Origin of the sequence: Streptomyces gilvus, assembly GCF_022513565.1 — a bacterium.
Taxonomy (GTDB): Bacteria; Actinomycetota; Actinomycetes; order Streptomycetales; family Streptomycetaceae; genus Streptomyces; species Streptomyces gilvus.
Genome location: NZ_JAKWBE010000002.1, coordinates 342,697 through 365,505, shown reverse-complemented (window position 1 = coordinate 365,505; position 22,809 = coordinate 342,697). Strand labels below are relative to the sequence as shown.

Sequence of the window (22,809 nt, the reverse complement as noted above, 5' to 3'; positions counted from 1 at the left end):
AAATCTTGGCGAAGAGGCTGAGGAGTGGTGATGACCACCTTCGAGATCGAACCCGGACGGCTGTTCATCGGGGGGCAGTGGCGCGAGGCCGCCGACGGAGCGCGCACCGAGGTGGTCGACCCGTCCCGGGGCGCGGTCGTCACCACCGTCGCGGAGGCGGGCGCCGCCGACGTGGACGCCGCCGTACGGGCGGCCCGCGAGGCCTTCGACAGCGGCGCCTGGTCCGGGCTGAGCGGCCGTGAGCGCGGCCGGATCCTGCACCGGGTGGCCGAACTGATCCGCGAGAACGCCGGGGAACTCGCCCGGCTGGAGAGCCTGGACGTCGGCAAGCCCATCTCGCTGTGCCACGCCGTCGACATCACCAACGCGGCCAACGACTACGAGCACTTCGCCGCCCTCGCCTACTCGCTCGACGGCTCCGTGCGCGACACCCCGATGAACGCCCTCGCCTACACCCGGCGCGAGCCGCTCGGCGTGGTCGCCGCGATCACCCCCTTCAACTTCCCGCTGATCCTGGCCGGTTCGAAGCTCGGCCCCGCACTCGCCGCCGGCAACACGGTGGTCCACAAGCCGGCCGACGAGACCCCGCTCAGCGCCCTGTACATGGCCCGCCTGCTGCAGAAGGCGGGCGTCCCCGACGGCGTGGTCAACGTCGTCACCGGCGCCGGCCCGGTCGCCGGTGAGGCGCTGCTGCGCCACCGCGGGGTCGACAAGGTCGCCTTCACCGGCTCGACCGCCATCGGCCGGCATGTCGCGAGCGTGGCCGGCGAGGCCCTCAAGCCCGTGACCATGGAACTGGGCGGCAACGCGGCCCACATCGTCTTCGAGGACGCCGACCTGGAGAAGGCGGTCGGCACGATCATCAAGGCGTTCGTCTTCAACACCGGCCAGTTCTGCATGGGCGGCCCGCGTCTGCTCGTCTCCCGCCCGGTCTACGCCACCCTGCTCGGCATCCTCGCCGAGGCGGTGCCCGGCGTCCCGGTCGGCGATCCCCGGCAGCCGGAGACCGTCGTCGGGCCGATGGCGGGGGAGAAGCACCTGAAGAAGGTCGAGGAGTACATCGACCTCGCGCGCAAGGAGGGCGGCCGCATCGTCTGCGGCGGCGAGCGCCTCGGCCTCGACGGCGGCTACTACTACCAGCCGACCGTCGTCGCCGACCTGTCGAACGACTCCCGGGTGGTGCAGGAGGAGGTCTTCGGCCCCGTCCTGACCGTGCAGCCCTTCGACACCGAGGACGAGGCGGTCGAACTCGCCAACTCCACGCCCTACGGCCTGGCCTCGGGCATCCAGACGCAGAACCTCGCCCGCGCCCACCGCATCGCCGGCCGCCTCCAGGCGGGCATCGTCTGGATCAACGACTGGGCCATGCTCGACCCCGCGGTGCCCTTCGGCGGCGTGAAGGACTCCGGCTACGGCCGCGAGTACGGCCCCGAGGCCCTCGACGCCTACACCAAGGTCAAGTCCGTCGTCGTCTCGCTCGACTGAACCCGCCGAAAGCGCCCGAAAGCAAAGGAAGTCCGTACGATGTCCCTCTCCACCCGCGCCGCGGTCGTCGAGTCCGGCGGAGCACCGTTCACCCTCTCCGACGTCGAGCTCGACGAGCCCGGACCGCACGAGGCGGTGGTCCGCATGGTCGCGACCGGCCTGTGCCACACCGACCTCGGCGTCGCGAGCGGCGGCCTGCCCTTCCCGCTGCCAGGAGTCCTCGGCCACGAGGGCGCCGGCGTCGTCGAGGCCGTCGGCCCGGCGGTCACCGGTGTGGCGCCCGGCGACCACGTGGTGCTGTCCTTCACCTCGTGCGGCGAGTGCCGCAACTGCAACGGCGGCCACCCCGCCTACTGCGCGACCTGGCTGCCGCTGAACCTGATCGGCGGCCGCCGCCCCGACGGCACCAGCACCATCAGCCGCGACGGGGAGCCGCTCGGCGGCCACTTCTTCGGCCAGTCCTCCTTCGCCGAGCGGGCGCTCGTGGACGAGCGCAGCCTCGTCAAGGTCGACGCCGACGTCCCGCTGGAGTCCGTCGCGCCGCTCGGCTGCGGTGTGCAGACCGGCGTCGGCGCCGTCTGGAACGTGCTGAAGCCGGTGACCGGCAGCACGATCGTCGTCCTCGGCGCCGGCGCCGTCGGCCTCTCCGCCGTCATGGCCGCCGCCCTGACCCCCGCCACCCGGATCGTCGCCGTCGACCGGATCGGCGAACGGCTGTCCCTGGCCAAGGAGTTGGGCGCCACCCACACCGTCAACGCCGGCGAGACCGACCTCGGCGAGGCGCTCGCCGGGATCACCGGCGGCCAGGGCGCCGACGGCATCGTGGAGACCACCGGCAACGTCGCCGTCCTGCGCCAGGGCGTCGACGCGCTCGGCGCCCGCGGCACCCTGGTCGTCGTCGGGGCCCCGCCCTTCGGCACCGAGGTCGCCCTGGACGTCAACGGACTGCTGGGCGGCAAGCAGGTCGTCGGCCTCACCCTCGGCGACGCCGAGACCCAGTCCTTCATCCCCTCCCTGGTGCGCCTGGTCAAGGAGGGCCGGTTGCCGCTGCACCGCCTGATCAGCACGTATCCGTTCGCGGACATCGACCAGGCGGTGCGGGACATGGGCGCGGGCAAGGCGATCAAGCCCGTGCTGACGTTCTGACCGCGCTGCCGCTTCGACTCAGTCGACGGTGAGGACCAGCTTTCCCGTGGTCCGGCCGGTGTCGCCGAGCCTGTGTGCCTCGGCGGCATCGGCCAGCGGGAAGGTGCCGGCGATCGTGGCGCTCAGCTTCCCCGCCTCCACCAGCGCCGCGATCGCCTCCATACCGCTGTGCGAGGCGTCCACCAGCATCCGCAGCGCCCGCACCCCCAGCCGCTCGGCCTCCTCGTGGAAGTCGCCCGAACCCACCGGCAGGATCGACACCACGATGCCGCCCGGGCGCAGTACGCGCAGTGAACGCGTCGAGGTGTCGCCGCCGATCGTGTCCAGGACGACGTCCACGTCCTTCACGGCCTCGGCGAAGTCCGTCTCCCGGTAGTCGATCGCCTCGTCGACCCCGATGCCGCGCAGGAACTCGTGCTTGCCCGCGCTCGCCGTGCCGATCACGTACGCGCCGCGCGCCTTGGCGATCTGCGCCGCCACGTGCCCGACTCCGCCGGCCGCAGCGTGGATCAGCACCCGCTGCCCAGGCCGCACGTCCGCGTACTCCACCAGCGCCTGCCATGCGGTCAGGGACACCAGCGGCAGCGCGCCCGCCTGGACGTGGTCGACCGAGGCCGGCTTGTGCGCGAACCAGCGCGCCGGACCGGTAACGTACTCGGCGTGGGAGCCGTGACCGAAGGGGTACGACAGCATGCCGAAGACCTCGTCGCCGGGCCGGAAGCGGGCCACGCCCACCCCGACCGCCTCGACCACGCCGGACACGTCCCAGCCCAGGACGAAGGGCGGCTCGCCCAGGAAGCCGCCGGTGGCGCGGTGCTTCCAGTCGGTCGGGTTGACGCCGGCCGCGCGCACCCGCACCAGCACCTCGTTCGTACGCGGTTCGGGCCGCTCCAGCTCCACTTCCCTGAGGACCTCGGGACCGCCGAGGACGTCCTGGCTGATGGCTCGCATCGTCTTCACATCGCTCATGGTGAACCAGCCTGCCGGGGTTCGCCCGACAGGAAAATGGCACGATTGCCAACCTTCGATAGAATCATGCCATGACTGATGATCGGCGGGTGGAACGGGTCGTGGTGCTGGCTCTGGACGGTGTGTACCCCTTCGAGCTGGGCATCCCCAGCCGGATCTTCGGCGCGGCCGACGGCCGGTACGAGGTGCTGACGTGCAGCGTCGACGGTCAACCGGTGCGCAGCAGCGCCGACTTCACCATCGGCGTCGAGCACGGGCCCGAGATCCTGGCCACGGCCGACACGGTGGTGGTCGCCTCCATGACGCCCACGGACATCCCCGCGGAGCTGTCTGCCGAGGTCGCCGCCGCGCTCGCCCGGATCCGCCCGGACGCCCGCATCGTCTCCATCTGCACCGCCGCCTTCGTGCTCGCCGCGGCCGGCCTGCTAGACGGGCGCAGGGCCACCACGCACTGGCAGGTCACCGACGCCTTCCGGCGCCGCCATCCGCACGTCGACCTCGACCCCGACGTCCTGTTCGTGGACGACGGCCGGATCCTCACCTCGGCCGGCGCCGCCTCCGGGGTCGACGTCTGTCTGCACATCGTGCGCACCGACCACGGCAGCGAACTGGCCAACGCCGTGGCCCGGCGCTGTGTCGTCCCCCCGTTCCGGGACGGCGGCCAGGCCCAGTACATCGAGCAGCCGGTGCCGGAGAGCGGCGCCGCGAGCACGGCCGCCACGCGCGCGTGGGCCCTGGAGCACCTCGACGAACCGCTCACCCTGGCGGACCTGGCCGCGCACGCCCGGATGAGCCTGCGCACCTTCGCCCGCCGCTTCAACGACGAGGTGGGTCTGAGCCCCGGGCGCTGGCTGATCCAGCAGCGCGTCGCCCGTGCCCGGCACCTGCTGGAGTCCAGCGATCTGTCCGTCGACCAGATCGCCGGCCAGGTCGGCTTCGCCACCGGCGCCTCCCTGCGCCAGCATCTGCACGCCGCGATCGGGGTGTCACCACAGGCGTACCGACGCACGTTCCAGGCGGCGGCCGTCGGCTGAGCAGGCCGGGTGGAGTGGGCCGCGGTTCGGCAGCGTCCCGAAGCGGCGCGGGGCAGCGGAGGACATGCGGCTCCGCCGCGGAGCGCGACCAGCCCACGGCGGCCCGCAGGAGAACGACGGCACCTCGCGGCACTTCCAGGGGAGCGGAGTCGCGGTCAGCGGCTGGCGTGCAGCGCCACCAGCAACTGCCAGACCTGGTCGGCGATCGCGCCCGCGTCCGCGTCCAGGAGGCCGTGCAGCCAGTCCGCCAGTACCCCGGCGAAGGTGGCGGCCACCGCCGAGGCGACCAGCGGGGCGTCCGCCGCGCCCGCGCGTTCCCGCTCGCGCAGGCTGTAGGCGCGCAGGTCCCGGTGGAGCACCCGGCCCAGCGGACCGCCGCCGCCCGGCGTCAGCAACTCGCGGTACAGAGAGGCGTGCGGGGTCAGGGAGGCGAAGAACTCCCCGAGCGCGGGCGGCGCGTGGACCGGGTCGGGGCGGCCCGTCCAGGAGTGCAGCGCCTGAACGGCCTCCCGTACGACATCCGCGCAGGCGTCGACCGCCAGCGCCTCCAGGTCGGCGTAGTGGACGTAGAACGTGGCCCGGCCGACCCCGGCCCGGCGCACCAGCGCCGCCACCCCCACCTCCGCGAGCGGGCGTTCGGCGCACTCGGCGAGCAGGGCCTCCCGCAGTCGAGCCCGGGTGCGCGCGGCCCGCGGGTCCTCGGGCGCTTGCCGGGTCACCGCGCGATCAGCACGGCGGCCAGGGCGAGCGCGCCGGGCAGGGCCTGGGCGAACAGGATGCGGCGGTTGGCCGTGACGGCGCCGAAGACACCGGCGACCACGACGCAGGACAGGAAGAACACCTGGGCACGGTAACCCGTGGGGTCCGCCGCGATCAGGCCCCAGACCAGCCCGGCGGCCAGAAAGCCGTTGTAGAGCCCCTGGTTGGCGGCCATCGGCGCGGTCGCCCGCGCCATCTCCCGGTCGAACCCGTGCAGCGCCCGGCCGGGCTTCTTCTGCCACAGGAACATCTCCATCACGAGGATATAGGCGTGCAGGGCGGCCACCAGGCCGACCAGCACGTTCGCGACCGTCTGCATTGCTGGGCTCCGAGTTCTGTGAACCGACTTCCTGGACAGGTGTCCACTATAGCTGGACATCCGTCCAGGAAGTCATGGCGCCCCCGCGCAGCTCCAGCGCCCGCAACGCCAGCTGCATCTCGAACTGGACCGCCCTGTCGTGCAGTTGGGCGCCGAAGAGATCGTCCAGCTGCCGCAGCCGGTAGCGCACGGTCTGCGGGTGTACGGCCAGCCGCACCGCGACCTCGCTCGCGTTGTGCCCGCACTGCAGCCAGCTCAGCAGGGTCTCGGCAAGGCGCTCGCGCTGCGGCGGACGTATGCGCTTCAGCGGTCGCAGCCGCTGTGCGGCCAGGGCGTCGATCAGGGTGTCGTCGCGCAGGAGCAGCAGCGTCGCCAGATGGTCCTGGCAGCGCACCATCTCCGCGTCCGGGAGCACACCCCGGCGGACCAGGTCCAGCCCCTGGGCCGCCCAGCGCAGCGACCGCGCACCCTCGTGCAGGGCCACCGTCGGCCCCATCGCCGCCCGCAGCCCGTGCAGCGCCGCGGCCACCGCCCGCGCCCGGCCCGGGCCTTCCGGATCCGGTACGACCACCACGGCCGGTGTGACGTCGAACCGGGACAGGAACTCCGGCGCCACGATGGGCTGCCGGACGCGCCGCGGGCCCTGGTCGACGGCGACGACCGCCAGCGCCCGCGGCACCGGCCAGCGCGCGCTGTGCGCGAGCTCCGCGATGGCCTCGGCGGAGGCCGGGGGATCGGCCGTGAGCAGGTCGACCAGCCGCGACCTGCGCTGCTGCAGCTCGCCGGCCTCGCGCAGCCGCGCCTCCGTGTAGCCCGCCGTGGTCGCGGCCGCCATCTCGTCCAGGTGCAGGAACAGTGCCTCGCCGAACGCCGCGAGTACGTTGCGCGGCAGCAGGTCCGCGTCGACCAGCGCGTTCACCCGCCGCCAGGTGACCCGGGCGCCGAGGCGCAGTGCCCACTGGAACGAGTCGAGGCTGCGGCCCTCCTCCGCCTCCCCGCGGCCGATGCGCCGGTACGTCGCCTTCACCGGCTCCCAGTCCGTGTCCGGCTCGGCCATCCGCTCCAGCAGCCCCCGCAGGGCGTGGTCCACACCCCGGTGCACCCCCTGCAGATACGCGTCGTCGGCGGGCCGCGCGTACTCGGGGATCTCGGTCTGGATGGCTCGTACGACCTCCTCCGCGATGTCGGCGAAGAAGGGTCTGAGATGGCGGTGCAGGTCCGGTGGCAGGGCGTTGAACGGGCCGCCCGGATCGTCCTCGGTCACAGCGGCTCTCTTCGGCATCCGGCGACGATACCCGCCGGTAACACGGCGGCGCTCATCACCGGCGGACAGTCATGGACCCGCGAATTGTCGGCCCGCGACAACGGACCGCGAGCGCCGCCCTGCCGAAGGCGGCCCGGGAGGCGGAACGGGCCGTGTGGCGGGCGACGTACGCCCGGCTGCCGACGGCCACACACCCGCACAGCGCCGCGAGCGCCCGCCATCTGGTCGCCGACATGGCGCGCAGCGCCTACCCGGCCGCCCTGGACCTGCTGCTGGACGCGGCGGCGGCCCGGCTCGCGGAAACGCGGGCGCCGGGGACGATCACCGGCCACACTGGACAGACCAGTTGACCAGGACCGCGAGGAGGCCCGCCGCACCATGACCGCACCCGCCCCGCGCACCCCCGAGCAGCGCAGGAAGGACACCCTGCACCGGCTGGAGAACGACGTCGACGCCTGGGTCGCCAGCGCCGGCGCCGCAGGAGGAGCGCCGTACCTCGTACCGCTGTCCTACCGCTGGGACGGCGAGACCCTGCTGTTGGCGACGCCCGCCGCCAGCCCCACCGGCCGCAATCTGCGGGCGACCGGCACCGCGCGCGTCGGGATCGGCCCCACCCGGGACGTCGTGATGGTCGAGGGCACCGTCCTGACCTTGTCCCAGGCGGAGCTGAGCCAGGAGGAGGGCGACCTCTTCGCGGCCAGGACGGGCTTCGACCCGCGTCAACTGTCCACGCCGTACCTGTACTTCCGTATCCGCCCGAGCCGGGTCCAGGCCTGGCGGGAGGCCGACGAGCTCCAGGGACGGGACGTGATGCGGGACGGGGAGTGGCTGGTCGCCGACTGAATCGGCGGGCGCGGGATATCCGACAGGGAGAGGGCGGCGGGACACGACCTGCCCCGCGCCCGGGACCCTTCGGAGGAGACATGCCACTGGTCGAAGCGGGTTACATCGTGCTCGACTGTGCCGAGCCCGAGAAGCTCGCCGTGTTCTACAAGGAACTGCTGGAGGCGGAGGAGACGGACGCGACCGCCAACCGCGTGGAGCTCAGGAGCGCCGACGGCACCCGGATGGCGTTCCGCCGCGATGTGAACGCCACCCCGCCGAGCTGGCCGCGCCCGGAGAACTCGCTCCAGGCGCACCTGGACTTCCTCGTGACGGACCTGGACGCGGTCGAGCGCAAGGTGGTGGAGCTCGGCGGGCGCCCGCTGGAGACCAAGGACCCCGCCGGGCCGTACGAGGAACGCGGGTACGCCGACCCGTCCGGCCACTCCTTCACCCTGCGCCGCACCACGCCGACCGCCCCGAAGCAGGGCTGAGGCACCGCGTCCGCGTCAGTCCCGGCCGCCGTCGTCGGCGGCCGGCCAGACGCCGGTCGAGCGCTCGATGGCCTTGGCGCCGCCGCGGTCCACCGCGCTGCGCACCACCGCGAAGATCGCGCCCTGCACCGCGGCGGCCAGCAGGATCTCCCCCCAGCCGCGGTCCTTGTCCAGCGCGTCCGGCGCCTCCTCCTCGTGCCGGATCGCCATCCACGTCTTGCGGAAGGCGAGGCCCGCGAGGGATCCGCTCACCCAGCCGAGCGCGAAACCGAGCGGCTTGTAGGCGAGGGGCAGTTTCAGTTTCTTCTTCTTGGCCATGTCCTACTCCTTCGTCGTCAGAGGCGCCCGGTCACGGCGACCCGCTCGTCCGCCGGCACGGGCCCCGGCGGGGTGCCGTCACCGAACGGCCGGCCGCCCAGCTCCTCGCGGTGATGGGCCGTCAGCCAGCCGGACAGGTCCGGGCCCAGGGGCACGATCCGGGTCGGGTTGATACCGGTGTGCACCTGGTAGTAGTGCCGTTTGATGTGATCGAAGTCGACGGTGTCTCCGAAGCCGGGCGTCTGGTAGAGGTCGCGGGTGTAGGCCCACAGCACCGGATTCTCCGTCAGCTTCCAGCGGTTGCACTTGAAGTGGCCGTGGTAGACGGCGTCGAACCGCACCAGCGTGGTGAACAGCCGGATGTCCGCCTCGGTGATCGTGTCCCCGACCAGGTACCGCTGCCGCTCCAGCCGCGGCACCAGCAGCTCCAGCCGCCGGAAGACCCCGGCGCAGGCCGCCTCGTACTCCTCCTGGCCGTTGGCGAAACCCGCCCGGTACACCCCGTTGTTGACGTCCTCGAAGACGTCCGCCATCACCGTGTCGATCTCGTCGCGCAGGGCGTGCGGATACAGGTCGGGCGCGCCGGGGCGGTGCAGGGCCGTCCACTCGGTGGCGAGGTCCAGGGTGAGCTGCTGGTAGTCGTTGGTCACCAGCTTCCCGCTGGGTACGTCCACGATCGCGGGGACGCTGACCCCGCCCGGGTAGCCGCTCTCCCGCCGGTCGTAGGCCTCGCTGAGGAAGTGGATGCCGAGGACGGGGTCTCGGCCGTCGGGGTCGAGGGTGAAGCGCCAGCTGCGGTCGTCCTGGATCGGGTCGGCGATGCCCATCGACAGCGCGCCCTCCAGGCCCAGCAGCCGGCGCGAGATCACCGCACGGCTCGCCCACGGACAGGCACGGCTGACCACCAGCCGGTAACGTCCCGCCTCCACGGGCCACCCGTCCCGGGCGTCCGCGGTGATCCGGTCCGTGAAATGGCTCTTGGACCGCTTGAAGGCCTTCCTGCCGTACGCCTCGTTGCCCCCGCCCATGCCTCCTCCTTCCGCTGCGCCGGTGCTCTGACAACCGCGTTCCCCGAATTCCGCCGCCCGCACGGTGTGATCCGAACCGTCAGGGGCAGTCGGCGAAGGTGAGTAGGACATCCTCGGACAACCAGGCGGACCGAAGGACACGCGTCACCGTACTCGTGGCGCTCGCGGCCAACCTCGTGATCGCGGCGGCCAAGGCGGCGGGCGGCCTGATCGCCGGATCGCCGGCCCTGCTGTCGGAGGCGGCGCACTCGGTGGCGGACAGCCTCAACGAGGTCTTCCTGCTGGCCGCGCTGCGCCGCAGCCGAAGGCCGGCCGACCGGCGCCACCCCTTCGGCTACGGCAAGGAGCGCTTCTTCTGGTCCCTGCTGGCGGCCGTCGGCATCTTCGTGATGGGCGGCTGCTTCTCCTTCTTCCAGGGCGTGGAGGCGTTCCGCAACGGCGCCGAGGAGAAGACCAGCGGCTATGTGGCGGGCCTCATCGTGCTCGGCGTCGCCTTCCTCGCGGAGAGCGCCTCCCTGCTGCGCGCCCTGCACCAGGTGCGCCGGCAGGGCGGCAGGGGCGGCCTGCGCGACCCGGCGCTGCGCACGGTGGTCGCCGAGGACGGCACGGCGGTGCTCGGTGTGACGGTGGCCGCCGTCGGCATGGCGCTGCACATGGTCACCGGGCAGGTGGCCTGGGAGGCGTCGGCCTCGATCGTGATCGGCGCGCTGCTCGTGTACGTCGCCTACCACCTGGGCCGGGAGGCACGCGACCAGCTGATCGGAGAGGCCGCCGACCCGGAGTCGGCCGACCGGATCCGGGAGGTGCTGGAGGCGCAGCCCGAGATCGACAGCGTGGAGGCGCTGTTCACCATGAAGACCGGCCTCGACAAGGCCCTGGTCGCCGCCCGTGTCGACCTGGTGCCCGGACTGGACAGCGAACGGGTCGAGGAGGTCGCCGTACGCATCAAGCGGTCCGTGGCCACCAGCGTGCCGGAGGCCGACCAGATCTTCCTCGACATCACCGACCGGCCGGCCGAGGAGGCACGGGAAAGCCCCGCCGCGACGGGGGAGCGCGGCGGGGCCTGACGCACGCGTGCCCGGCACTCGCCGGACCATGCGTCCCTTCCCGGAGAATTTCCCCGAGTTTTTTCCGGACCGGTGCACCGGCGAGCGGGCCGGGCGCGGATCACCCGTTCGAGTCGTCCGGTTCCAGCACGAACAGCGGGATCTCCCGGTCGGTCTTCTTCTGGTAGTCGGCGTACGGCGGATAGGCCGCAACCGCACGCTCCCACCACTCGTCCTTCTCCGCGCCGGTCACCTCACGGGCCGTGTAGTCCCGCTTCACCGGCCCGTCCTGGAGTTCCACATGGGGATCGCCCTTGACGTTGTGGTACCAGACGGGGTGTTCGGGAGCGCCGCCCTTGGAGGCCACCACCGCGTACCGTCCGCCGTGCTCGACACGCATCAGCGGCGTCTTGCGGATCTTGCCGCTCTTCGCGCCGCGGGTGGTCAGCACGATGACGGGCATCCCGGTGTCCATCAGGGTCGTGCCCTTCGTGCCACCGGAGCTCTCGTACAGCTCCACCTGCTCGCGAACCCACTGCTCCGGACTCGGTACGTACTCGCCCTCGAGAGGCATGGCATCCGTCCCATCGTCGTGTTCTGGTGCTCGACCGGCACCGTGCTTCAACACAGGTGCCCGCATGGTTCATCCCTATCGCACGGCCTGCGGAACCACACCCTTGCCTCTCGGATCCGCGTCGCCGCGCGCTCCGGGACGTGCTGGAGCGGATCCTGGTCGACGGCGAGCCCGCCGTCGCCCTCGGCGAGATCCGGCAGACCGCCAGGCCCACGGGGCGCCCCTATCAGGCCAGGTTCGCGCCGCACCTCACGTCGGCGGACGGTCGTGTCACCCGCCACCACGTCCACGAGGACAGCCTCGCCGTCAGCCGGGCGTTCGGCTGAGGAGCCGACCGGTCCGCGATCACCACCGGGCAGCTTCGGCCGGAGCGACAATCCTCGGCCAGAATCCCCGCGTCACCGATCTGGCCGAACTGTTCGTCGCCCCATAGATGCCCCGGGCATCTAATGAAGATCTGCACGACGCACTCATCGTCTGCGAGGTCTTCCATGACGGAAACGGAACCTGTGGCCTTCCCCCAGGACCGGACCTGTCCCTACCACCCGCCCACCGGCTACGACCCCCTGCGTGCCACCCGCCCGCTCGCCCGCGTCACCCTCTACGACGGCCGTCCCGCCTGGCTGGTGACCGGACACGCCCTGGCCCGCCAACTGCTCGCCGACCCCCGCCTGTCGACCGACCGCGACCATCCCGGCTTCCCCGCGACCACCGAGCGCGTCGCGGCCGTGAAGAACCGGAGGGTCGCGCTGCTCGGCGTCGACGACCCCGAGCACCATGCCCAGCGGCGCATGATGGTGCCCAGCTTCACCCTCCGTCGCGCCGCCGAACTCCGGCCGCGGATCCAGCGGATCGTCGACGGGCTGCTGGACGCGATGACCGAGAAGGGGCCGCCCGCCGAGCTGGTGAGCGCCTTCGCGCTCCCCGTGCCGTCGATGGTGATCTGCGAACTGCTCGGCGTCCCCTACGAGGACCACGACTTCTTCGAGGCGCAGTCACGGCGTCTGCTGCGCGGCCCCGCCGTCACGGACGTCCAGGACGCACGCGGCCAACTGGACGGCTACTTCGAGGAGTTGATCGACCGCAAGCAGAAGCAGTCCGAGCCCGGCGACGGGGTGCTGGACGAACTCGTCCACCGGCAGCTGCGCGAGGGCGTGCTGGACCGCCGGGGAGTCATCGCGTTCGCGACCATCCTGCTGGTCGCGGGTCACGAGACGACCGCCAACATGATCTCGCTCGGCACCTTCACCCTCCTCCAACACCCCGACCGCCTGGACGAGTTGCGCGCCGATCCGGGGCTGCTCTCGGACGCCGTCGAGGAGTTGATGCGTCTGCTGTCCATCGCGGACGGGCTGCTGCGCCGGGCCACGGAGGACATCGAGGCCGGCGGCACGACCATCCGGGCCGGTGACGGCGTGGTCTTCTCCACCTCGGTCATCAACCGCGACGCGGACGTCTACCCCGCCCCCGACACCCTCGACTGGCACCGCCCCGCCCGTCACCACGTCGCCTTCGGTTTCGGCATCCACCAGTGCCTCGGCCAGAACCTCGCCCGGGCCGAGCTGGAGATCGCCCTGCACAGCCTCTTCGACCGGCTGCCCGGACTGCGTCTGGCCGCCCCGCCCGAGGAGATCCCCTTCAAACCCGGCGACACCGTCCAGGGGATGCTGGAACTCCCCGTGACCTGGTAAGAGGCTCGAGGCCATGCACACCGACACCCGTATCGAGATCGACAGGGACGTCTGTATCGGCGCCGGCCAGTGCGCCCTCGCCGCCCCGAAGGTCTTCACCCAGGACGACGACGGCTTCAGCACGCTGCTGCCGGGCCGCGAGGACGGCGGCGGCGACCCGATGGTCCGGGAGGCCGCCCGCGCCTGCCCGGTGAGCGCCATCACCGTGGCCGAGGGGTGAGGCTCAGCCGGCCCGCACCAGCAGCCGCGCGGCCTCGCGGGCCTCGCGGGCGGGCTCGGTCTGCCCGGTTATGCCCGCGGTGACCATGGCGCCCTCCGCCAGCAGGAACAGCTGCCCGGCCAGCGTGCCGGGCAGTCCCGCGTCCGCCACCAGACCGGCGAGGTAGCCGCGGAAGGCCTGTTTGTGCGCCCGCACCTGGGCCGCCACCCGGGACGACGTGGCGCCCAGCTCGCCGTAGGAGTTGATCCACGCGCACCCGCGGAAGCCGTCCTCGCCGAACCACTCCTCCAGCCAGTCGAACACCGCGAGGATCCGCTCCCGGGGGTCCTCGCGCCGCGCCACGAACCCCGCCAGCCGGTCCCGCCAGCGCACGTCCCGCCGCTCCAGATACGCCTCCACCAACTGCTCCTTCGCCGGGAACAGCTGGTAGAGCCGCTTGAGGGAGACCCCGGAGGCACCCCGGACGTCGTCCATGCCGACGGCCTGGACGCCCCGCCCGTAGAACAACTCCTCGGCGGCGTCCAGCGCCTGCTCCCGGGCGACTGCGCTGTCCATGACGGCCATGCGGGGCACGACCTCCTCCTGTGTGGCGTTCCTTGACGTGAGAACGAGCGTTCTCCTACGGTAGCAGCCGGCCCGGAGAACGCTCGTTCTCCACCGCTGCTGCCCGCCCAACCGCCGAGGAGGACCCATGTCCGGCGACCGCCCGCCCCTGCCCCCGTTCACCCGCGAGACCGCGGCGCAGAAGGTCCAGGCCGCCGAGGACGCCTGGAACACCCGCGACCCGCACAAGGTGGCGCTCGCCTACTCGGAGGACTCGGTCTGGCGCAACCGCGACACCTTCCTCACCGGCCGCGCCGAGATCGTCCGCTTCCTCGCCGCGAAGTGGGAGCGCGAGCTGGACTACGCCCTGCGCAAGGACCTGTGGGCCTTCGACGGCAACCGCATCGCCGTCCGCTTCCAGTACGAGTGCCGGGACGCCGACGGCCAGTGGTGGCGCTCCTACGGCAACGAGCTCTGGGAGTTCGACGAGCACGGCCTGATGACCCGGCGCGAGGCCGGCATCAACGACGTCCCCATCGAGGAGAAGGAGCGCCGCATCCACGGCCCGCGCCCCGAGGCCGAACGCGGGGAGAGCTTCCCGCTTCAGTAGGGCTCCCATTCGGCAGGGCTCCCCGTTCAGTAGGGTCTCGGCGTGACCGAACAGGCCCAAAGGCCCTTCCTCTACGTCGTCGTCTGTGCCGCCGGGATCGCCGCGGACGTGGGCAGGCTGATCACCGCCGCGCAGGAACGGGACTGGGAGGTCGGCGTCATCGCCACCCCGGTCGCCATGAACGGCTTCTTCGACACCGCGGCCGTCGAGGCGCGCACCGGCCGCCCCATACGCTCCGCCTGGCGCACCCCCGGCGACCCGCGCCCCTTTCCGCCCCCGGACGCGGTCGTGGTCGCGCCGGCCACCTTCAACACGGTCAACAAGTGGGCGGCCGGCCTCGCCGACACCCTCGCCGTGGCCACCCTCTGCGAGTCCTACGGCCTCGGCGTCCCGGTCGCCGTCCTCCCGTGCGTGGCCGACGCCCTGGCCGCCCATCCCGCCTACCAGGACAGCCTGGTCCGGCTGCGCGGCATGGGCGTCCGGTTCGGCGAGCCGTACTCCGGGGAGGTCGGGGAGGACGGCGTGCGCCCGGAGTTCGGCTGGGAGACGGCGCTGGACCTGCTCGGTCGGCGCTGACGTTCAGCCCTCCGGCACGACGACGTACGCTCCCCTCGGGTACCCCAAACCGAAGGCAGGAGCGGCAACGATGCAGTACGTGAAGCTCGGTTCGACGGGCCTGGACGTCTCGAGGATCTGTCTGGGCTGCATGACCTACGGCCTGCCCGACCGAGGCACGCACGAGTGGACGCTCGACGAGGAGGCGTCCCGGCCGTTGATCCGGCAGGCGCTGGACGCCGGGATCAACTTCTTCGACACGGCCAACGTCTACTCGGACGGCACCAGCGAGGAGATCGTCGGCAAGGCGCTGCGCGACTTCGCGAACCGCGACGAGATCGTGCTCGCCACCAAGGTGCACGGTCGGACCCGGCCCGGCCCCAACGGCGCCGGCCTGTCCCGCAAGGCGATCCTGAGCGAGCTCGACCACAGCCTCAGCCGGCTCGGCACCGACTACGTCGACCTGTACCAGATCCACCGCTTCGACCCGCACACCCCGGTCGAGGAGACCATGGAGGCCCTGCACGACGTGGTCAAGGCGGGCAAGGTCCGCTACATCGGGGCCAGTTCGATGTTCGCCTGGCAGTTCTCCAAGATGCAGTACGTCGCCGAGCGGCACGGCTGGACCAGGTTCGTGTCCATGCAGAACCACTACAACCTCCTCTACCGCGAGGAGGAGCGCGAGATGCTGCCGCTCTGCGCCGACCAGGGCGTGGGCGTGCTGCCCTGGAGCCCGCTGGCCCGGGGCCGGCTCACCCGGGACTGGGGCACGGTCACCGAGCGCAGCGCGGGCGACAACTTCGGCAGCCGTCTGTACCCGGACAGCGACCGCACCGTCGTCGAGGCCGTGACCCGCATCGCCGACGACCGGGGTGTGCCGCGCGCCCAGGTCGCCCTGGCCTGGCTGCTGCACCAGGACACGGTGGCGGCCCCGATCGTCGGAGCCGCCAAGCCGCACCACATCGAGGACGCGGTGGCCGCGGTCGAACTCGAGCTCAGCGACAAGGAGATCGAGGAACTCCAGCAGCCCTACACCCCGCACCCGATCATCGGACACAGCTGACCGGCGGAGTTTCCGGTCAGTGGGGCCCCTGCGGCGCGAACTCCGTGCCGCAGGGGCCCGCTCCCTCGCTCTCGGCGAGCCGTACGGGCTCGCCGCTCATCGTCAGCGTGCGGTAGTACACCCCGATGCGCTCCGCCGAGCGGCCCACGTAGTGGCCGATGAACGAGCGGCGGAACCGGTCGGCCGTGCCGTTGGGCTGGGAGCCGTGCACCAGGCTGCCGTTGAAGAACAGGACGTCCCCCGGCGCCAGAGGAGTTGGCTGTTCACCTGGACGACCGGCGGCCGGGGCCGGCTGCGGCAGGGCGACGCGGAGGTGGCCGCCCGCGCCGGGGACCTGGTGGTGCTCGCCCCGGGCGTCGGCCACCAGTACGGCGTCGAACCGGGCGCCCCCGGCTGGCGGTTCTGGTGGGCGCACTGCCAGGCGCGGCCCTCCTGGACGCCGTGGCTGCGCCCGTACGGCACCGGGGACGGGCTGTACGCCGTCACACCGACCCCGTCCGCACTGCACGGCCGCGTCGAGGCGGCGTTCCGCCGGATGCTCGCCGACGCCCGCTGGACGGGAACCGAGGCGCCGCCCGCCGCCGCGCCGGACGACGACCGGGTCGCCGTCGCGCACGGCACCGCCGCCCGGGAACTCGCCCTGACGGCGCTGGAGGAGGTCGTCCTGCTCACGGCCGCCGGCGCGCGCCCGGCCGCGCCCGCCGCCGGTGCCGACGCCCGGGTGCGCCGGGCCGAGGCGCTGATCGCCGCCGACCCGGCCGCCCCGCACACCGTCCGCTCGCTCGCCGCGAGCGTCTCCCTCTCGCCCTCCCGGCTCGCCCATCTGTTCACCGAGCAGCTCGGCCAGTCCCCGATGCGCGCCCTGCGCGAGGCGCGGCTGCGGCACGCCGCCCGGCTGCTGGAGGGCAGCGACCTTTCGGTCGAGCGGGTGGCCGCGGTCTCGGGGTTCGCGAGCCCTTTCCACTTCAACCGCGTCTTCCGCGCCCGCTACGGTGTGCCGCCCGGCACATACCGGGCGAGCGGCCCAATGGTTGGGGAGTGAACCGGCGTACGCCGGCGCGACCGGCGGCGCGTGTGGTGGGGGAGGTCGCTCAATGGTTGTCGTCCGGCGTTTCGGCCCGGGGGCGGGAAATCTCTTCCCCGGATTGACGATTCGTCAAAAACCGGGTGCCCCACACGCACCGCACAAAACCGCGAGATCCCTTGTTCCGCTTTGCTGACCTGTGAAAAGGTGTGCGTCGTCGGCGCACAGAAAACGCACGTATTCACTGTGCGCGCGAGGCGACTCCCGTTCGTTCCCGAGCTTCAAAAGAGCTGTCTCCGGCGGACGTTCGGGATGCCGAACCCGTACGAGTGGATCCCGTCGCCTTGTCGGCGGGTCCCCATACCAGTTGGTATGGACTTTATGCGCATGCCCCGAGAGGAACGCAGCCGTGAAAGACGCCGGCCTGTCGAATTCCCCCACGTCTGCCCGTCGGTTCGAGGTGACGGACGAGCAACTGAGTGCCGAACTCAAGAAGTGGACGGGGACGACGCCCGCGCTGCAGCCCGTCGGTGAGCTCCTCGACCGGCACTGGGAGGCCGGGTTCGCCTACGCGCGGCTGTGCACCGACGGCGCTCCCGCCGCGGGCATGCTGACCACCGCGGCGTTCACCCGCCTCTTCGGCGAGACCCTGCGGCAGAACGGCCCCACCTCCGCCTGGCGGCCCCAACTCCTCGTCACCGTGCGCCGTATCGCGGCCGAGTGGGACAACGACCACCGCCGCGAACACCTCCACCCCGAACTGCGCTCCGCGGCCGAGGGCGGCGACCGTCTCGCCGCCCATCTGCTGCCCTCGGCCGAACGGCGCCTGCTGTCGGGCGCGTTCCAGCGGCTGCCCCAGTCGCTGCGCTGCGTGCTGTGGCACGTGGAGGTGGAGGCCGAACCGCTGGAGATACCCGGCGGGCTGCTCGGTCTCGAGGTGGAGGACGCGCGCGTCGAACTGGGGCGGGCCCGCGACCGGCTGCGCGAGGAGTGCCTGCAGGTCCACCGCGAGCTCGCGCCCGAGCAGGAGTGCCGGCGCTATCTGCGGATGCTGGACGTCACCTACCGGCGCGGCGGCATCGACGTCGACCCCGACCTCGCCGCGCACCTCGCGCGCTGCACGCACTGCCGGCACACCGCGGACCAGCTGGCCCAGTTCAACCACGGCCTCGGCCTGGCGCTGGCCGAGGCGGTCCTGGGCTGGGGCGCCCAGGCCTATGTGCAGTCCCGGATCGCCGGTCCCCTGCGGGACGGCACCCCGCCGCCCGCCGAGGCCCGGCCGCCGAAGCCCCAGGGGATCGTGGGCGAGTCGTTCGCCATGGCGGGCGAGTCCTTCACGACGCCGGGCACGCCGTTCATGCGCACGCGCGAGGCCTTCCCGGCGGCCGGCGCCCCCGCCGACCCCGCGCCGGGCAGCCGTCCCGCCTCCCGCCGCTCGGCGCAGAAGGCCGCACGGCGTGCCGCGGCCCGCCGCCGCAACCTCACCGCGGCCGTGCTGACCGTGAGCGGACTGGTCGTCCTCCCGCTGGTCCTGTGGTCCGTCCTCGGCTCCGGCGGCGACCACGCCCCGACCGCCGGGGGCCACGCCTCCCCGACCCCCGACCCCGGGCCGAGCACCGCCGCCGGCCACCCCTCCTGGATCAGCGCCGCCGAGGCCGCGCAGGGCGACGTGCAGGGCCGGCTGCACAACCTCGACTCCGGTCTGTGCATCGCCGTCATCGGCAAGAAGGTCGTCCAGGGCGCCGAGACCGAACTCGCCACCTGCTCCTCGGCCACCGGCCAGCAGTGGGCGTACGAGACGGACGGCCGGCTGCGCAGTGTCGCCGACCCCGAGCTCTGCCTCGACTCCCATCTCGCCTACTCGGTGCAGCTCGCCCCGTGCACGGGCGGCGACCCGAAGAACATCCGCTACGACTTCACCCTCCAGGGCACCGTCGTGCCGCGCTGGAACCAGAACCTGGCCCTGAGCCCCGCCGCCACCGACGGCTCCGGCGCGCTCGTGGTCAAGACCCGCGACGACACCGACGCCCAGCGCTGGGCGTTCGACACCTCCCGCGCCGACCTGCAGATGCAGGTCGTCAACTGGGACGCGGACACCAGCGCCGAGCCGTCCCCGTCCGTCAAGAAGGCCGCCCCCAAGGCCTCCAGTACCCCGACCGCCACACCGACGCCGAGCGCGAAGCCGACCACCGCCCAGCCAACGCCGTCGACCTCGTACCCCTCGAACCCGTACTGCTACTACAACCCCGCCTACTGCCAGGGCTCGGGCGGTGGCAACGGTGGCGGGTACGGCTGGGGCGGCCGCGGAAGCGGCCGCAACTGACCGCCCAGCCTCAGACCACCTGCAGCGACAGCCACAGCGCCGCCACGGCCGACACCAGCGCGGCCGGAGTGGCGACGAGGCCGAGCCGGGTGAAGTGCCCGAGGTGCACGTCGTGCCCGTGCCGGTGCACGATACGCCGCCACAGCAGCGTCGCCAGGGACCCGGCGTAGGTCAGGTTCGGGCCGATGTTCACCCCGAGCAGCACCGCCAGCACCGCGCCGGGTCCGGCCGCCGCCGACAGCGGCAGCAGGACCAGCACGGCCGGCAGATTGTTGATCAGGTTGGCGAGGACGGCGGCCAGCGCGGCGATCCCGAGCAGCGCGAGCAGCCCCGAACCGGTGGGCACCACATGGCCGAGCGCCTTGGCGAGCCCGTTGTCCACCACCGCCCGCACCACGACGCCGAGCGCCAGCACGAACGCCAGGAACGCGGGCGAGGCGGCCTTCACCACCGCAAGCGGGGTGGCGCGCCGCCGTACCAGCGCCCGGCCGGCCAGCACCAGCGCGCCCGCGGTGGCCACCCACACCGGCTCCACGCCGAGCGTCGAGGCGACCACGAACCCGGCCAGCGTGCATGCGACGGTGATCAGCGCGAACAGCGGCAGCTCGGGCGTCTCGCCGGGCTCTGGGGAGTGGGCGGCGGCGCTCAGGTCGTCACGGAAGAAGCGCCGGAAGACCAGGTACTCGGCGCCGATCGCCACCACCCACGGCAGCGCCATGAGCGCGGCGAACCGGGTGAAGCTCAGCCCGCTCGTCTCGAACGCCAGCAGGTTGGTCAGGTTGGACACAGGCAGCAGCAGCGAGGCGGTGTTCGACAGATGGGCGCACGCGTACAGATGCGGCCTGGCCCGTACGCCCGCCCGGGCGGCCGTCGCGAACACCACCGGCGTCAGCAGCACCACCGTGGCGTCCAGGCTGAGCACCGCGGTGATCACCGAGGCCAGCACGAACACCGCGGTCAGCAACCGCCCGGGCGACCCGGCCGCCCAGCGGGCCGTCCACGCCCCGCACGCCTGGAACAGCCCCTCGACGTCACAGAAGTGGGCCAGCACCAGCACCGCCGCCAGAAAGCCGACGACCGGGCCGAGCCGCGCCGCCTCCTCCCGGGCGTGGTCCAGCGAGATCGCACCGGTGGCGATCACGATCCCCGCCGCCGGCACCGCCAGCACCGCCTCGGGCAGCCCCTTCGGGCGGACGACGGCGAAGCCGAGGACGGCGGCGAGCAGAACGGCGGAGAGGGCTTCGGCGAGCGGGGTGTTCAGGGCAGGGTCCTTCAGGGCGACGCGCGGCAGGAGGGCTCCATGAAAGCAGGCCCCGGTAAGAGGCCTGTCAGGACCCCGCTGTTCAGGGGCCCGTGCCGGGGGCGAACACCATCAGGCGTACGGAGGACGCGTTCCCGGAGACCGGCACCGGACCGCCCGTCCACGTCACCTTCAACGGGTCCCGCTCGTCCGGCGGGGTCACCAGCAGCGCCGCTGGGGTGGCGGCGTGGGCGCCGCTGACGCCGGGGTTGGAGAACGTCATCCCGGCCCAGGCGCTCCTGCCGGGCGCCAGTGTCACGGTCGTGGGCGTCCCCGACTCGCGCACCGGGTCCGGGCCGAGCTGCTTGCCCGACGCGTCGAGGAAGGCGGCACCGGGATAGCCCCGCACCGTGCAGGTGCGCGAGGACGTGTTGGTCAGCACGACCGGGAAGTTCTCCTGTCCGGCGCCGGGGTCGTTGCGCCCGACGCTCGCCCGCAGCTCGGAGGTGTGGCAGCGGCTCTTGGCGGCGGCCGGAGCGGGCTGCGAGGGCGGCTTGGACACGGTGAGGGTGGCCTCACCGGCCGTGCCGCCCGGTGCGGTGGCGGAGGCGGTGGCGGACGCGCTCGCCGAGTCGGTGGTGGCGCCGCCGGTGGCCGGCGCGGCCGTGCCGCTCAGCGTCTGCGGAGAGCTCGCGCCGCCGGCACCGCCACTGCCGCAGGCCGTCAGCGTGCCCAGCAGCAGGGCCGAGCCCGCCACGAGGGCCGCCCGGTGGACGGAGGGGGACTTGTTCGCCATGGTCCTCAACACTCCCGGAGTTTGTCCGCACCCGCCACAGCGGGTGCGTACGGCGCTCTGTGCCCCGTCATACAGGTCCGATGCGCGCCCGGACGAAAAAGTTCGCGCGTGTTCAGGGTGCGCCCTGCCGGCCCGTGACGCGCACGGAGGCCAGCACGCGGTCGGCCGCGGAGGCCTTGCCGTGGGTACGGATCTGCACGTACACCCGGGGCTGTCCGGCGCCGTCCGCCGGTGCCAGCGCGGCCTCGGTGACCGTCCCCGGCCGGCCGGAGCAGTGGCTCCAGACACGGACCCTGCCGTGCCAGGCCGTGCCTGTGTAGGGGTGGCCGCCGTCGTAGTGGCAGCCGGGGTGGCTGAGGGCGTCGACCGCGGCCGTGAGGTCCCCGTGCTCGCTCAGGCCGACGAACGCGCCGTTCACCGGCGCCGCGAGGTCCGGCCACCGCGCCAGGTCGTCCGCGACGGCGAACCCCGGCTCGTGCCCGCCGGGCAGGCCGAGCGCCCGCGGATCCCAGCCCGAGTCGCGCAGTTGACGGTCCCAGGAGGCGGGGACCTCGGCCGTGACCCGCCCGCCGGTGTCGGTGACCCGCACGGCGGACGCCGGTGCGGACCGGTGGACCAGCGCCGGAATCACCCCGATGGCCGCGGCCACCGCCACCACACCGGTGACGGCGAGGGCCCGGCGGTGCCGCCGGGGCCGTCGATCCGTCGAGGTGAGCCCTTCCAGTTCCTGGGCGAAGGCCTGAGCGGTGGGCCAGCGCCGTTCCCGGTCCGGCTCCAGCGCCCGCATCAGAGCGCGCCGGACCGCCGGGTCCAGGTCCGGGCGCAGCCGGTCGGGCGGTACGACCTTGCCGGGCTCGCCCGGCACCGTGCCGGTGACCAGGTGGTAGCCGACCGCGCCCAGGCTGTACACGTCCGCCCGCGCGTCGATCCCCGCCCCGGGTTCGGCCTGCTCCGGCGGACGGTAGCCCGCCGAGCCCGCGGCCAGGGTGAGTCCGGACGCCTGCGCCAGGCTCTTGGCCAGCCCCAGGTCGGCGAGCAGCACCCGCGGACCGCTCCCGGACAGCAGCACATTGGTCGGCTTGATGTCCCGGTGCACGATCCCCGCCGCGTGCAGCGCCGCCGCGCCCCGGGCGGCCAGCGCCGTCAGCCGCAGCGCCTCGGGGACCGGCAGCGGACCGTCGGCGACCAGGTCGGCGAGGGTGCCGCCGTCGGCGTACTCCATGACGAAGTACGGCCGCTCGTCGGGCAGTTCACCGATGTCGTAGACCTGCACCACCCGCTCGGAGCCCGCCCGGCGCAGCATCCGCGCCTCCTCCAGGAAGCGCTCGCGCACATCGAGGCGGTGGGCCCAGTTGTCGGCGAGGACCTTGACCGCGACGGGTGCTCGCAGCACGTCGTCGTGGGCGAGCCAGACCGTGCCGAACGCGCCCGTGCCCAGGCGTCGTTCCAGGCGGTAGCGCCCGATCCGCTCCACGGAGTGCATACG

At 72.9% G+C, this 22,809-nt stretch carries 24 protein-coding genes and 3 pseudogenes; 15 read left to right on the top strand and 12 right to left on the bottom strand.

Annotated features, from left to right (window positions below; all coding sequences use genetic code 11):
* Positions 1–30 precede the first annotated feature (30 nt).
* Together MKW14_RS05850 and MKW14_RS05845 are read left to right on the top strand one after the other, a co-directional pair.
* Positions 31–1,485 carry an aldehyde dehydrogenase family protein gene (locus MKW14_RS05850; protein ID WP_240859423.1) on the top strand — a complete coding sequence of 485 codons (1,455 nt, stop codon included), beginning with the start codon at positions 31–33 and terminating at the stop codon, positions 1,483–1,485.
* 39 nt (positions 1,486–1,524) lie between these two features.
* Entirely contained in the window at positions 1,525–2,631 is a 1,107-nt protein-coding gene (locus MKW14_RS05845) for an NAD(P)-dependent alcohol dehydrogenase (RefSeq protein WP_240859420.1), read from the top strand.
* Between the two features lie 18 nt (positions 2,632–2,649).
* Here MKW14_RS05845 and MKW14_RS05840 read toward each other — a convergent pair whose 3' ends face one another.
* Positions 2,650–3,600, bottom strand: coding sequence for an NADP-dependent oxidoreductase (locus MKW14_RS05840; RefSeq protein WP_240859418.1), 951 nt, complete (start codon positions 3,598–3,600; stop codon positions 2,650–2,652).
* A gap of 71 nt (positions 3,601–3,671) precedes the next feature.
* Here MKW14_RS05840 and MKW14_RS05835 point away from each other — a divergent pair, with 71 nt between their 5' ends.
* Entirely contained in the window at positions 3,672–4,634 is a 963-nt protein-coding gene (locus tag MKW14_RS05835) for a GlxA family transcriptional regulator (RefSeq protein WP_240859416.1), read from the top strand.
* 155 nt (positions 4,635–4,789) lie between these two features.
* Here MKW14_RS05835 and MKW14_RS05830 read toward each other — a convergent pair whose 3' ends face one another.
* From MKW14_RS05830 to MKW14_RS05820, 3 genes are read right to left on the bottom strand one after another with little or no spacing between them, the layout of a single operon-like run.
* Entirely contained in the window at positions 4,790–5,353 is a 564-nt protein-coding gene (locus MKW14_RS05830; RefSeq protein WP_240859413.1) for a TetR/AcrR family transcriptional regulator, read from the bottom strand.
* On the bottom strand, positions 5,350–5,712 hold the full coding sequence (locus MKW14_RS05825) for a DUF1304 domain-containing protein (protein ID WP_240859411.1): 363 nt from the start codon (positions 5,710–5,712) through the stop codon (positions 5,350–5,352). Before MKW14_RS05825 ends, MKW14_RS05830 begins: the two co-directional genes overlap by 4 nt.
* 46 nt (positions 5,713–5,758) lie before the next feature.
* Positions 5,759–6,994 (bottom strand): PucR family transcriptional regulator, encoded by a 1,236-nt coding sequence (locus MKW14_RS05820; RefSeq protein WP_240859409.1) that lies wholly within the window; start codon positions 6,992–6,994, stop codon positions 5,759–5,761.
* 86 nt (positions 6,995–7,080) lie between these two features.
* On the opposite strand from MKW14_RS05820, the pseudogene MKW14_RS05815 reads away from it, so the two are divergent.
* From MKW14_RS05815 to MKW14_RS05805, 3 genes and pseudogenes are all read left to right on the top strand, one after another.
* Positions 7,081–7,326 (top strand): annotated as a pseudogene (locus tag MKW14_RS05815) (hypothetical protein); the annotation flags it as partial.
* Between the two features lie 28 nt (positions 7,327–7,354).
* A complete protein-coding gene (locus MKW14_RS05810; protein WP_240859407.1) occupies positions 7,355–7,819 on the top strand; it encodes a pyridoxamine 5'-phosphate oxidase family protein in 465 nt (154 codons plus the stop codon).
* Positions 7,820–7,899: 80 nt separating this feature from the next.
* Complete coding sequence (locus MKW14_RS05805) at positions 7,900–8,292, top strand: VOC family protein (RefSeq protein WP_240859406.1); 393 nt, start codon at positions 7,900–7,902, stop codon at positions 8,290–8,292.
* 15 nt (positions 8,293–8,307) lie between these two features.
* On the opposite strand, the gene MKW14_RS05800 is transcribed toward MKW14_RS05805, so the two are convergent.
* Both MKW14_RS05800 and MKW14_RS05795 read right to left on the bottom strand, forming a co-directional pair.
* Positions 8,308–8,610 carry a DUF4235 domain-containing protein gene (locus tag MKW14_RS05800; RefSeq protein WP_240859404.1) on the bottom strand — a complete coding sequence of 101 codons (303 nt, stop codon included), beginning with the start codon at positions 8,608–8,610 and terminating at the stop codon, positions 8,308–8,310.
* Positions 8,611–8,627: 17 nt separating this feature from the next.
* A complete protein-coding gene (locus tag MKW14_RS05795) occupies positions 8,628–9,638 on the bottom strand; it encodes a glutathione S-transferase family protein (RefSeq protein WP_240859403.1) in 1,011 nt (336 codons plus the stop codon).
* A 98-nt stretch (positions 9,639–9,736) separates the two neighbouring features.
* Between MKW14_RS05795 and MKW14_RS05790 the strand changes: the two genes are divergently transcribed.
* Positions 9,737–10,705, top strand: a complete 969-nt coding sequence (locus MKW14_RS05790; protein WP_240859401.1) for a cation diffusion facilitator family transporter — start codon at positions 9,737–9,739, stop codon at positions 10,703–10,705.
* A gap of 100 nt (positions 10,706–10,805) precedes the next feature.
* On the opposite strand, the gene MKW14_RS05785 is transcribed toward MKW14_RS05790, so the two are convergent.
* Positions 10,806–11,258: a nitroreductase family deazaflavin-dependent oxidoreductase gene (locus MKW14_RS05785; RefSeq protein WP_240859399.1), complete on the bottom strand. Its 453-nt coding sequence runs from the start codon at positions 11,256–11,258 to the stop codon at positions 10,806–10,808.
* 143 nt (positions 11,259–11,401) lie between these two features.
* Between MKW14_RS05785 and MKW14_RS05780 the strand changes: the two are divergent.
* From MKW14_RS05780 to MKW14_RS05770, 3 genes and pseudogenes are all read left to right on the top strand, one after another.
* A pseudogene (locus MKW14_RS05780) lies at positions 11,402–11,584 on the top strand (nuclear transport factor 2 family protein); the annotation flags it as partial.
* Between the two features lie 165 nt (positions 11,585–11,749).
* On the top strand, positions 11,750–12,949 hold the full coding sequence (locus MKW14_RS05775) for a cytochrome P450 (protein WP_240859397.1): 1,200 nt from the start codon (positions 11,750–11,752) through the stop codon (positions 12,947–12,949).
* Between the two features lie 13 nt (positions 12,950–12,962).
* Entirely contained in the window at positions 12,963–13,169 is a 207-nt protein-coding gene (locus MKW14_RS05770; RefSeq protein ID WP_208778277.1) for a ferredoxin, read from the top strand.
* 3 nt (positions 13,170–13,172) lie between these two features.
* On the opposite strand, the gene MKW14_RS05765 is transcribed toward MKW14_RS05770, so the two are convergent.
* A complete protein-coding gene (locus MKW14_RS05765) occupies positions 13,173–13,724 on the bottom strand; it encodes a TetR/AcrR family transcriptional regulator (protein WP_240859663.1) in 552 nt (183 codons plus the stop codon).
* 136 nt (positions 13,725–13,860) lie between these two features.
* On the opposite strand from MKW14_RS05765, the gene MKW14_RS05760 reads away from it, so the two are divergent.
* The 3 genes from MKW14_RS05760 to MKW14_RS05750 all read left to right on the top strand — a co-directional run bounded on the left by MKW14_RS05760 (position 13,861) and on the right by MKW14_RS05750 (position 15,940).
* Entirely contained in the window at positions 13,861–14,322 is a 462-nt protein-coding gene (locus MKW14_RS05760) for a nuclear transport factor 2 family protein (protein ID WP_240859396.1), read from the top strand.
* Between the two features lie 42 nt (positions 14,323–14,364).
* Positions 14,365–14,898, top strand: coding sequence for a flavoprotein (locus tag MKW14_RS05755; RefSeq protein ID WP_240859393.1), 534 nt, complete (start codon positions 14,365–14,367; stop codon positions 14,896–14,898).
* 70 nt (positions 14,899–14,968) lie between these two features.
* Positions 14,969–15,940: an aldo/keto reductase gene (locus tag MKW14_RS05750; RefSeq protein ID WP_240859392.1), complete on the top strand. Its 972-nt coding sequence runs from the start codon at positions 14,969–14,971 to the stop codon at positions 15,938–15,940.
* A 16-nt stretch (positions 15,941–15,956) separates the two neighbouring features.
* Here MKW14_RS05750 and MKW14_RS05745 read toward each other — a convergent pair.
* Positions 15,957–16,199 (bottom strand): annotated as a pseudogene (locus MKW14_RS05745) (phytanoyl-CoA dioxygenase family protein); the annotation flags it as partial.
* On the opposite strand from MKW14_RS05745, the gene MKW14_RS05740 reads away from it, so the two are divergent.
* Together MKW14_RS05740 and MKW14_RS05735 are read left to right on the top strand one after the other, a co-directional pair.
* The gene (locus MKW14_RS05740; RefSeq protein WP_276618637.1) at positions 16,137–16,982 is read left to right on the top strand and encodes a helix-turn-helix domain-containing protein; all 846 of its coding nucleotides are present in this window, start codon (positions 16,137–16,139) and stop codon (positions 16,980–16,982) included. The pseudogene MKW14_RS05745 and the gene MKW14_RS05740 overlap by 63 nt on opposite strands.
* Before the next feature lie 391 nt (positions 16,983–17,373).
* Positions 17,374–19,287 (top strand): ricin-type beta-trefoil lectin domain protein, encoded by a 1,914-nt coding sequence (locus MKW14_RS05735; protein WP_240859390.1) that lies wholly within the window; start codon positions 17,374–17,376, stop codon positions 19,285–19,287.
* Between the two features lie 10 nt (positions 19,288–19,297).
* Here the strand turns inward: MKW14_RS05735 and MKW14_RS05730 are convergent, their stop codons facing one another.
* The 3 genes from MKW14_RS05730 to MKW14_RS05720 form a co-directional block, all read right to left on the bottom strand.
* The gene (locus tag MKW14_RS05730; protein WP_240859661.1) at positions 19,298–20,548 is read right to left on the bottom strand and encodes an arsenic transporter; all 1,251 of its coding nucleotides are present in this window, start codon (positions 20,546–20,548) and stop codon (positions 19,298–19,300) included.
* Positions 20,549–20,630: 82 nt separating this feature from the next.
* Positions 20,631–21,323 carry a DUF4232 domain-containing protein gene (locus MKW14_RS05725; RefSeq protein ID WP_240859388.1) on the bottom strand — a complete coding sequence of 231 codons (693 nt, stop codon included), beginning with the start codon at positions 21,321–21,323 and terminating at the stop codon, positions 20,631–20,633.
* Positions 21,324–21,435: 112 nt separating this feature from the next.
* Entirely contained in the window at positions 21,436–22,806 is a 1,371-nt protein-coding gene (locus tag MKW14_RS05720; RefSeq protein ID WP_240859386.1) for a serine/threonine-protein kinase, read from the bottom strand.
* Positions 22,807–22,809 lie beyond the last annotated feature (3 nt).

Bases quoted from the DNA above. Each gene is read 5' to 3' on its own strand.
- MKW14_RS05850 (WP_240859423.1), top strand. From the start codon at position 31: ATGACCACCTTCGAGATCGAACCCGGACGGCTGTTCATCGGGGGGCAG.
- MKW14_RS05845 (WP_240859420.1), top strand. From the start codon at position 1,525: ATGTCCCTCTCCACCCGCGCCGCGGTCGTCGAGTCCGGCGGAGCACCG.
- MKW14_RS05840 (WP_240859418.1), bottom strand. From the start codon at position 3,600: ATGAGCGATGTGAAGACGATGCGAGCCATCAGCCAGGACGTCCTCGGC.
- MKW14_RS05835 (WP_240859416.1), top strand. From the start codon at position 3,672: ATGACTGATGATCGGCGGGTGGAACGGGTCGTGGTGCTGGCTCTGGAC.
- MKW14_RS05825 (WP_240859411.1), bottom strand. From the start codon at position 5,712: ATGCAGACGGTCGCGAACGTGCTGGTCGGCCTGGTGGCCGCCCTGCAC.
- MKW14_RS05820 (WP_240859409.1), bottom strand. From the start codon at position 6,994: ATGCCGAAGAGAGCCGCTGTGACCGAGGACGATCCGGGCGGCCCGTTC.
- MKW14_RS05810 (WP_240859407.1), top strand. From the start codon at position 7,355: ATGACCGCACCCGCCCCGCGCACCCCCGAGCAGCGCAGGAAGGACACC.
- MKW14_RS05805 (WP_240859406.1), top strand. From the start codon at position 7,900: ATGCCACTGGTCGAAGCGGGTTACATCGTGCTCGACTGTGCCGAGCCC.
- MKW14_RS05800 (WP_240859404.1), bottom strand. From the start codon at position 8,610: ATGGCCAAGAAGAAGAAACTGAAACTGCCCCTCGCCTACAAGCCGCTC.
- MKW14_RS05795 (WP_240859403.1), bottom strand. From the start codon at position 9,638: ATGGGCGGGGGCAACGAGGCGTACGGCAGGAAGGCCTTCAAGCGGTCC.
- MKW14_RS05785 (WP_240859399.1), bottom strand. From the start codon at position 11,258: ATGCCTCTCGAGGGCGAGTACGTACCGAGTCCGGAGCAGTGGGTTCGC.
- MKW14_RS05775 (WP_240859397.1), top strand. From the start codon at position 11,750: ATGACGGAAACGGAACCTGTGGCCTTCCCCCAGGACCGGACCTGTCCC.
- MKW14_RS05770 (WP_208778277.1), top strand. From the start codon at position 12,963: ATGCACACCGACACCCGTATCGAGATCGACAGGGACGTCTGTATCGGC.
- MKW14_RS05765 (WP_240859663.1), bottom strand. From the start codon at position 13,724: ATGGACAGCGCAGTCGCCCGGGAGCAGGCGCTGGACGCCGCCGAGGAG.
- MKW14_RS05760 (WP_240859396.1), top strand. From the start codon at position 13,861: ATGTCCGGCGACCGCCCGCCCCTGCCCCCGTTCACCCGCGAGACCGCG.
- MKW14_RS05750 (WP_240859392.1), top strand. From the start codon at position 14,969: ATGCAGTACGTGAAGCTCGGTTCGACGGGCCTGGACGTCTCGAGGATC.
- MKW14_RS05725 (WP_240859388.1), bottom strand. From the start codon at position 21,323: ATGGCGAACAAGTCCCCCTCCGTCCACCGGGCGGCCCTCGTGGCGGGC.
- MKW14_RS05720 (WP_240859386.1), bottom strand. From the start codon at position 22,806: ATGCACTCCGTGGAGCGGATCGGGCGCTACCGCCTGGAACGACGCCTG.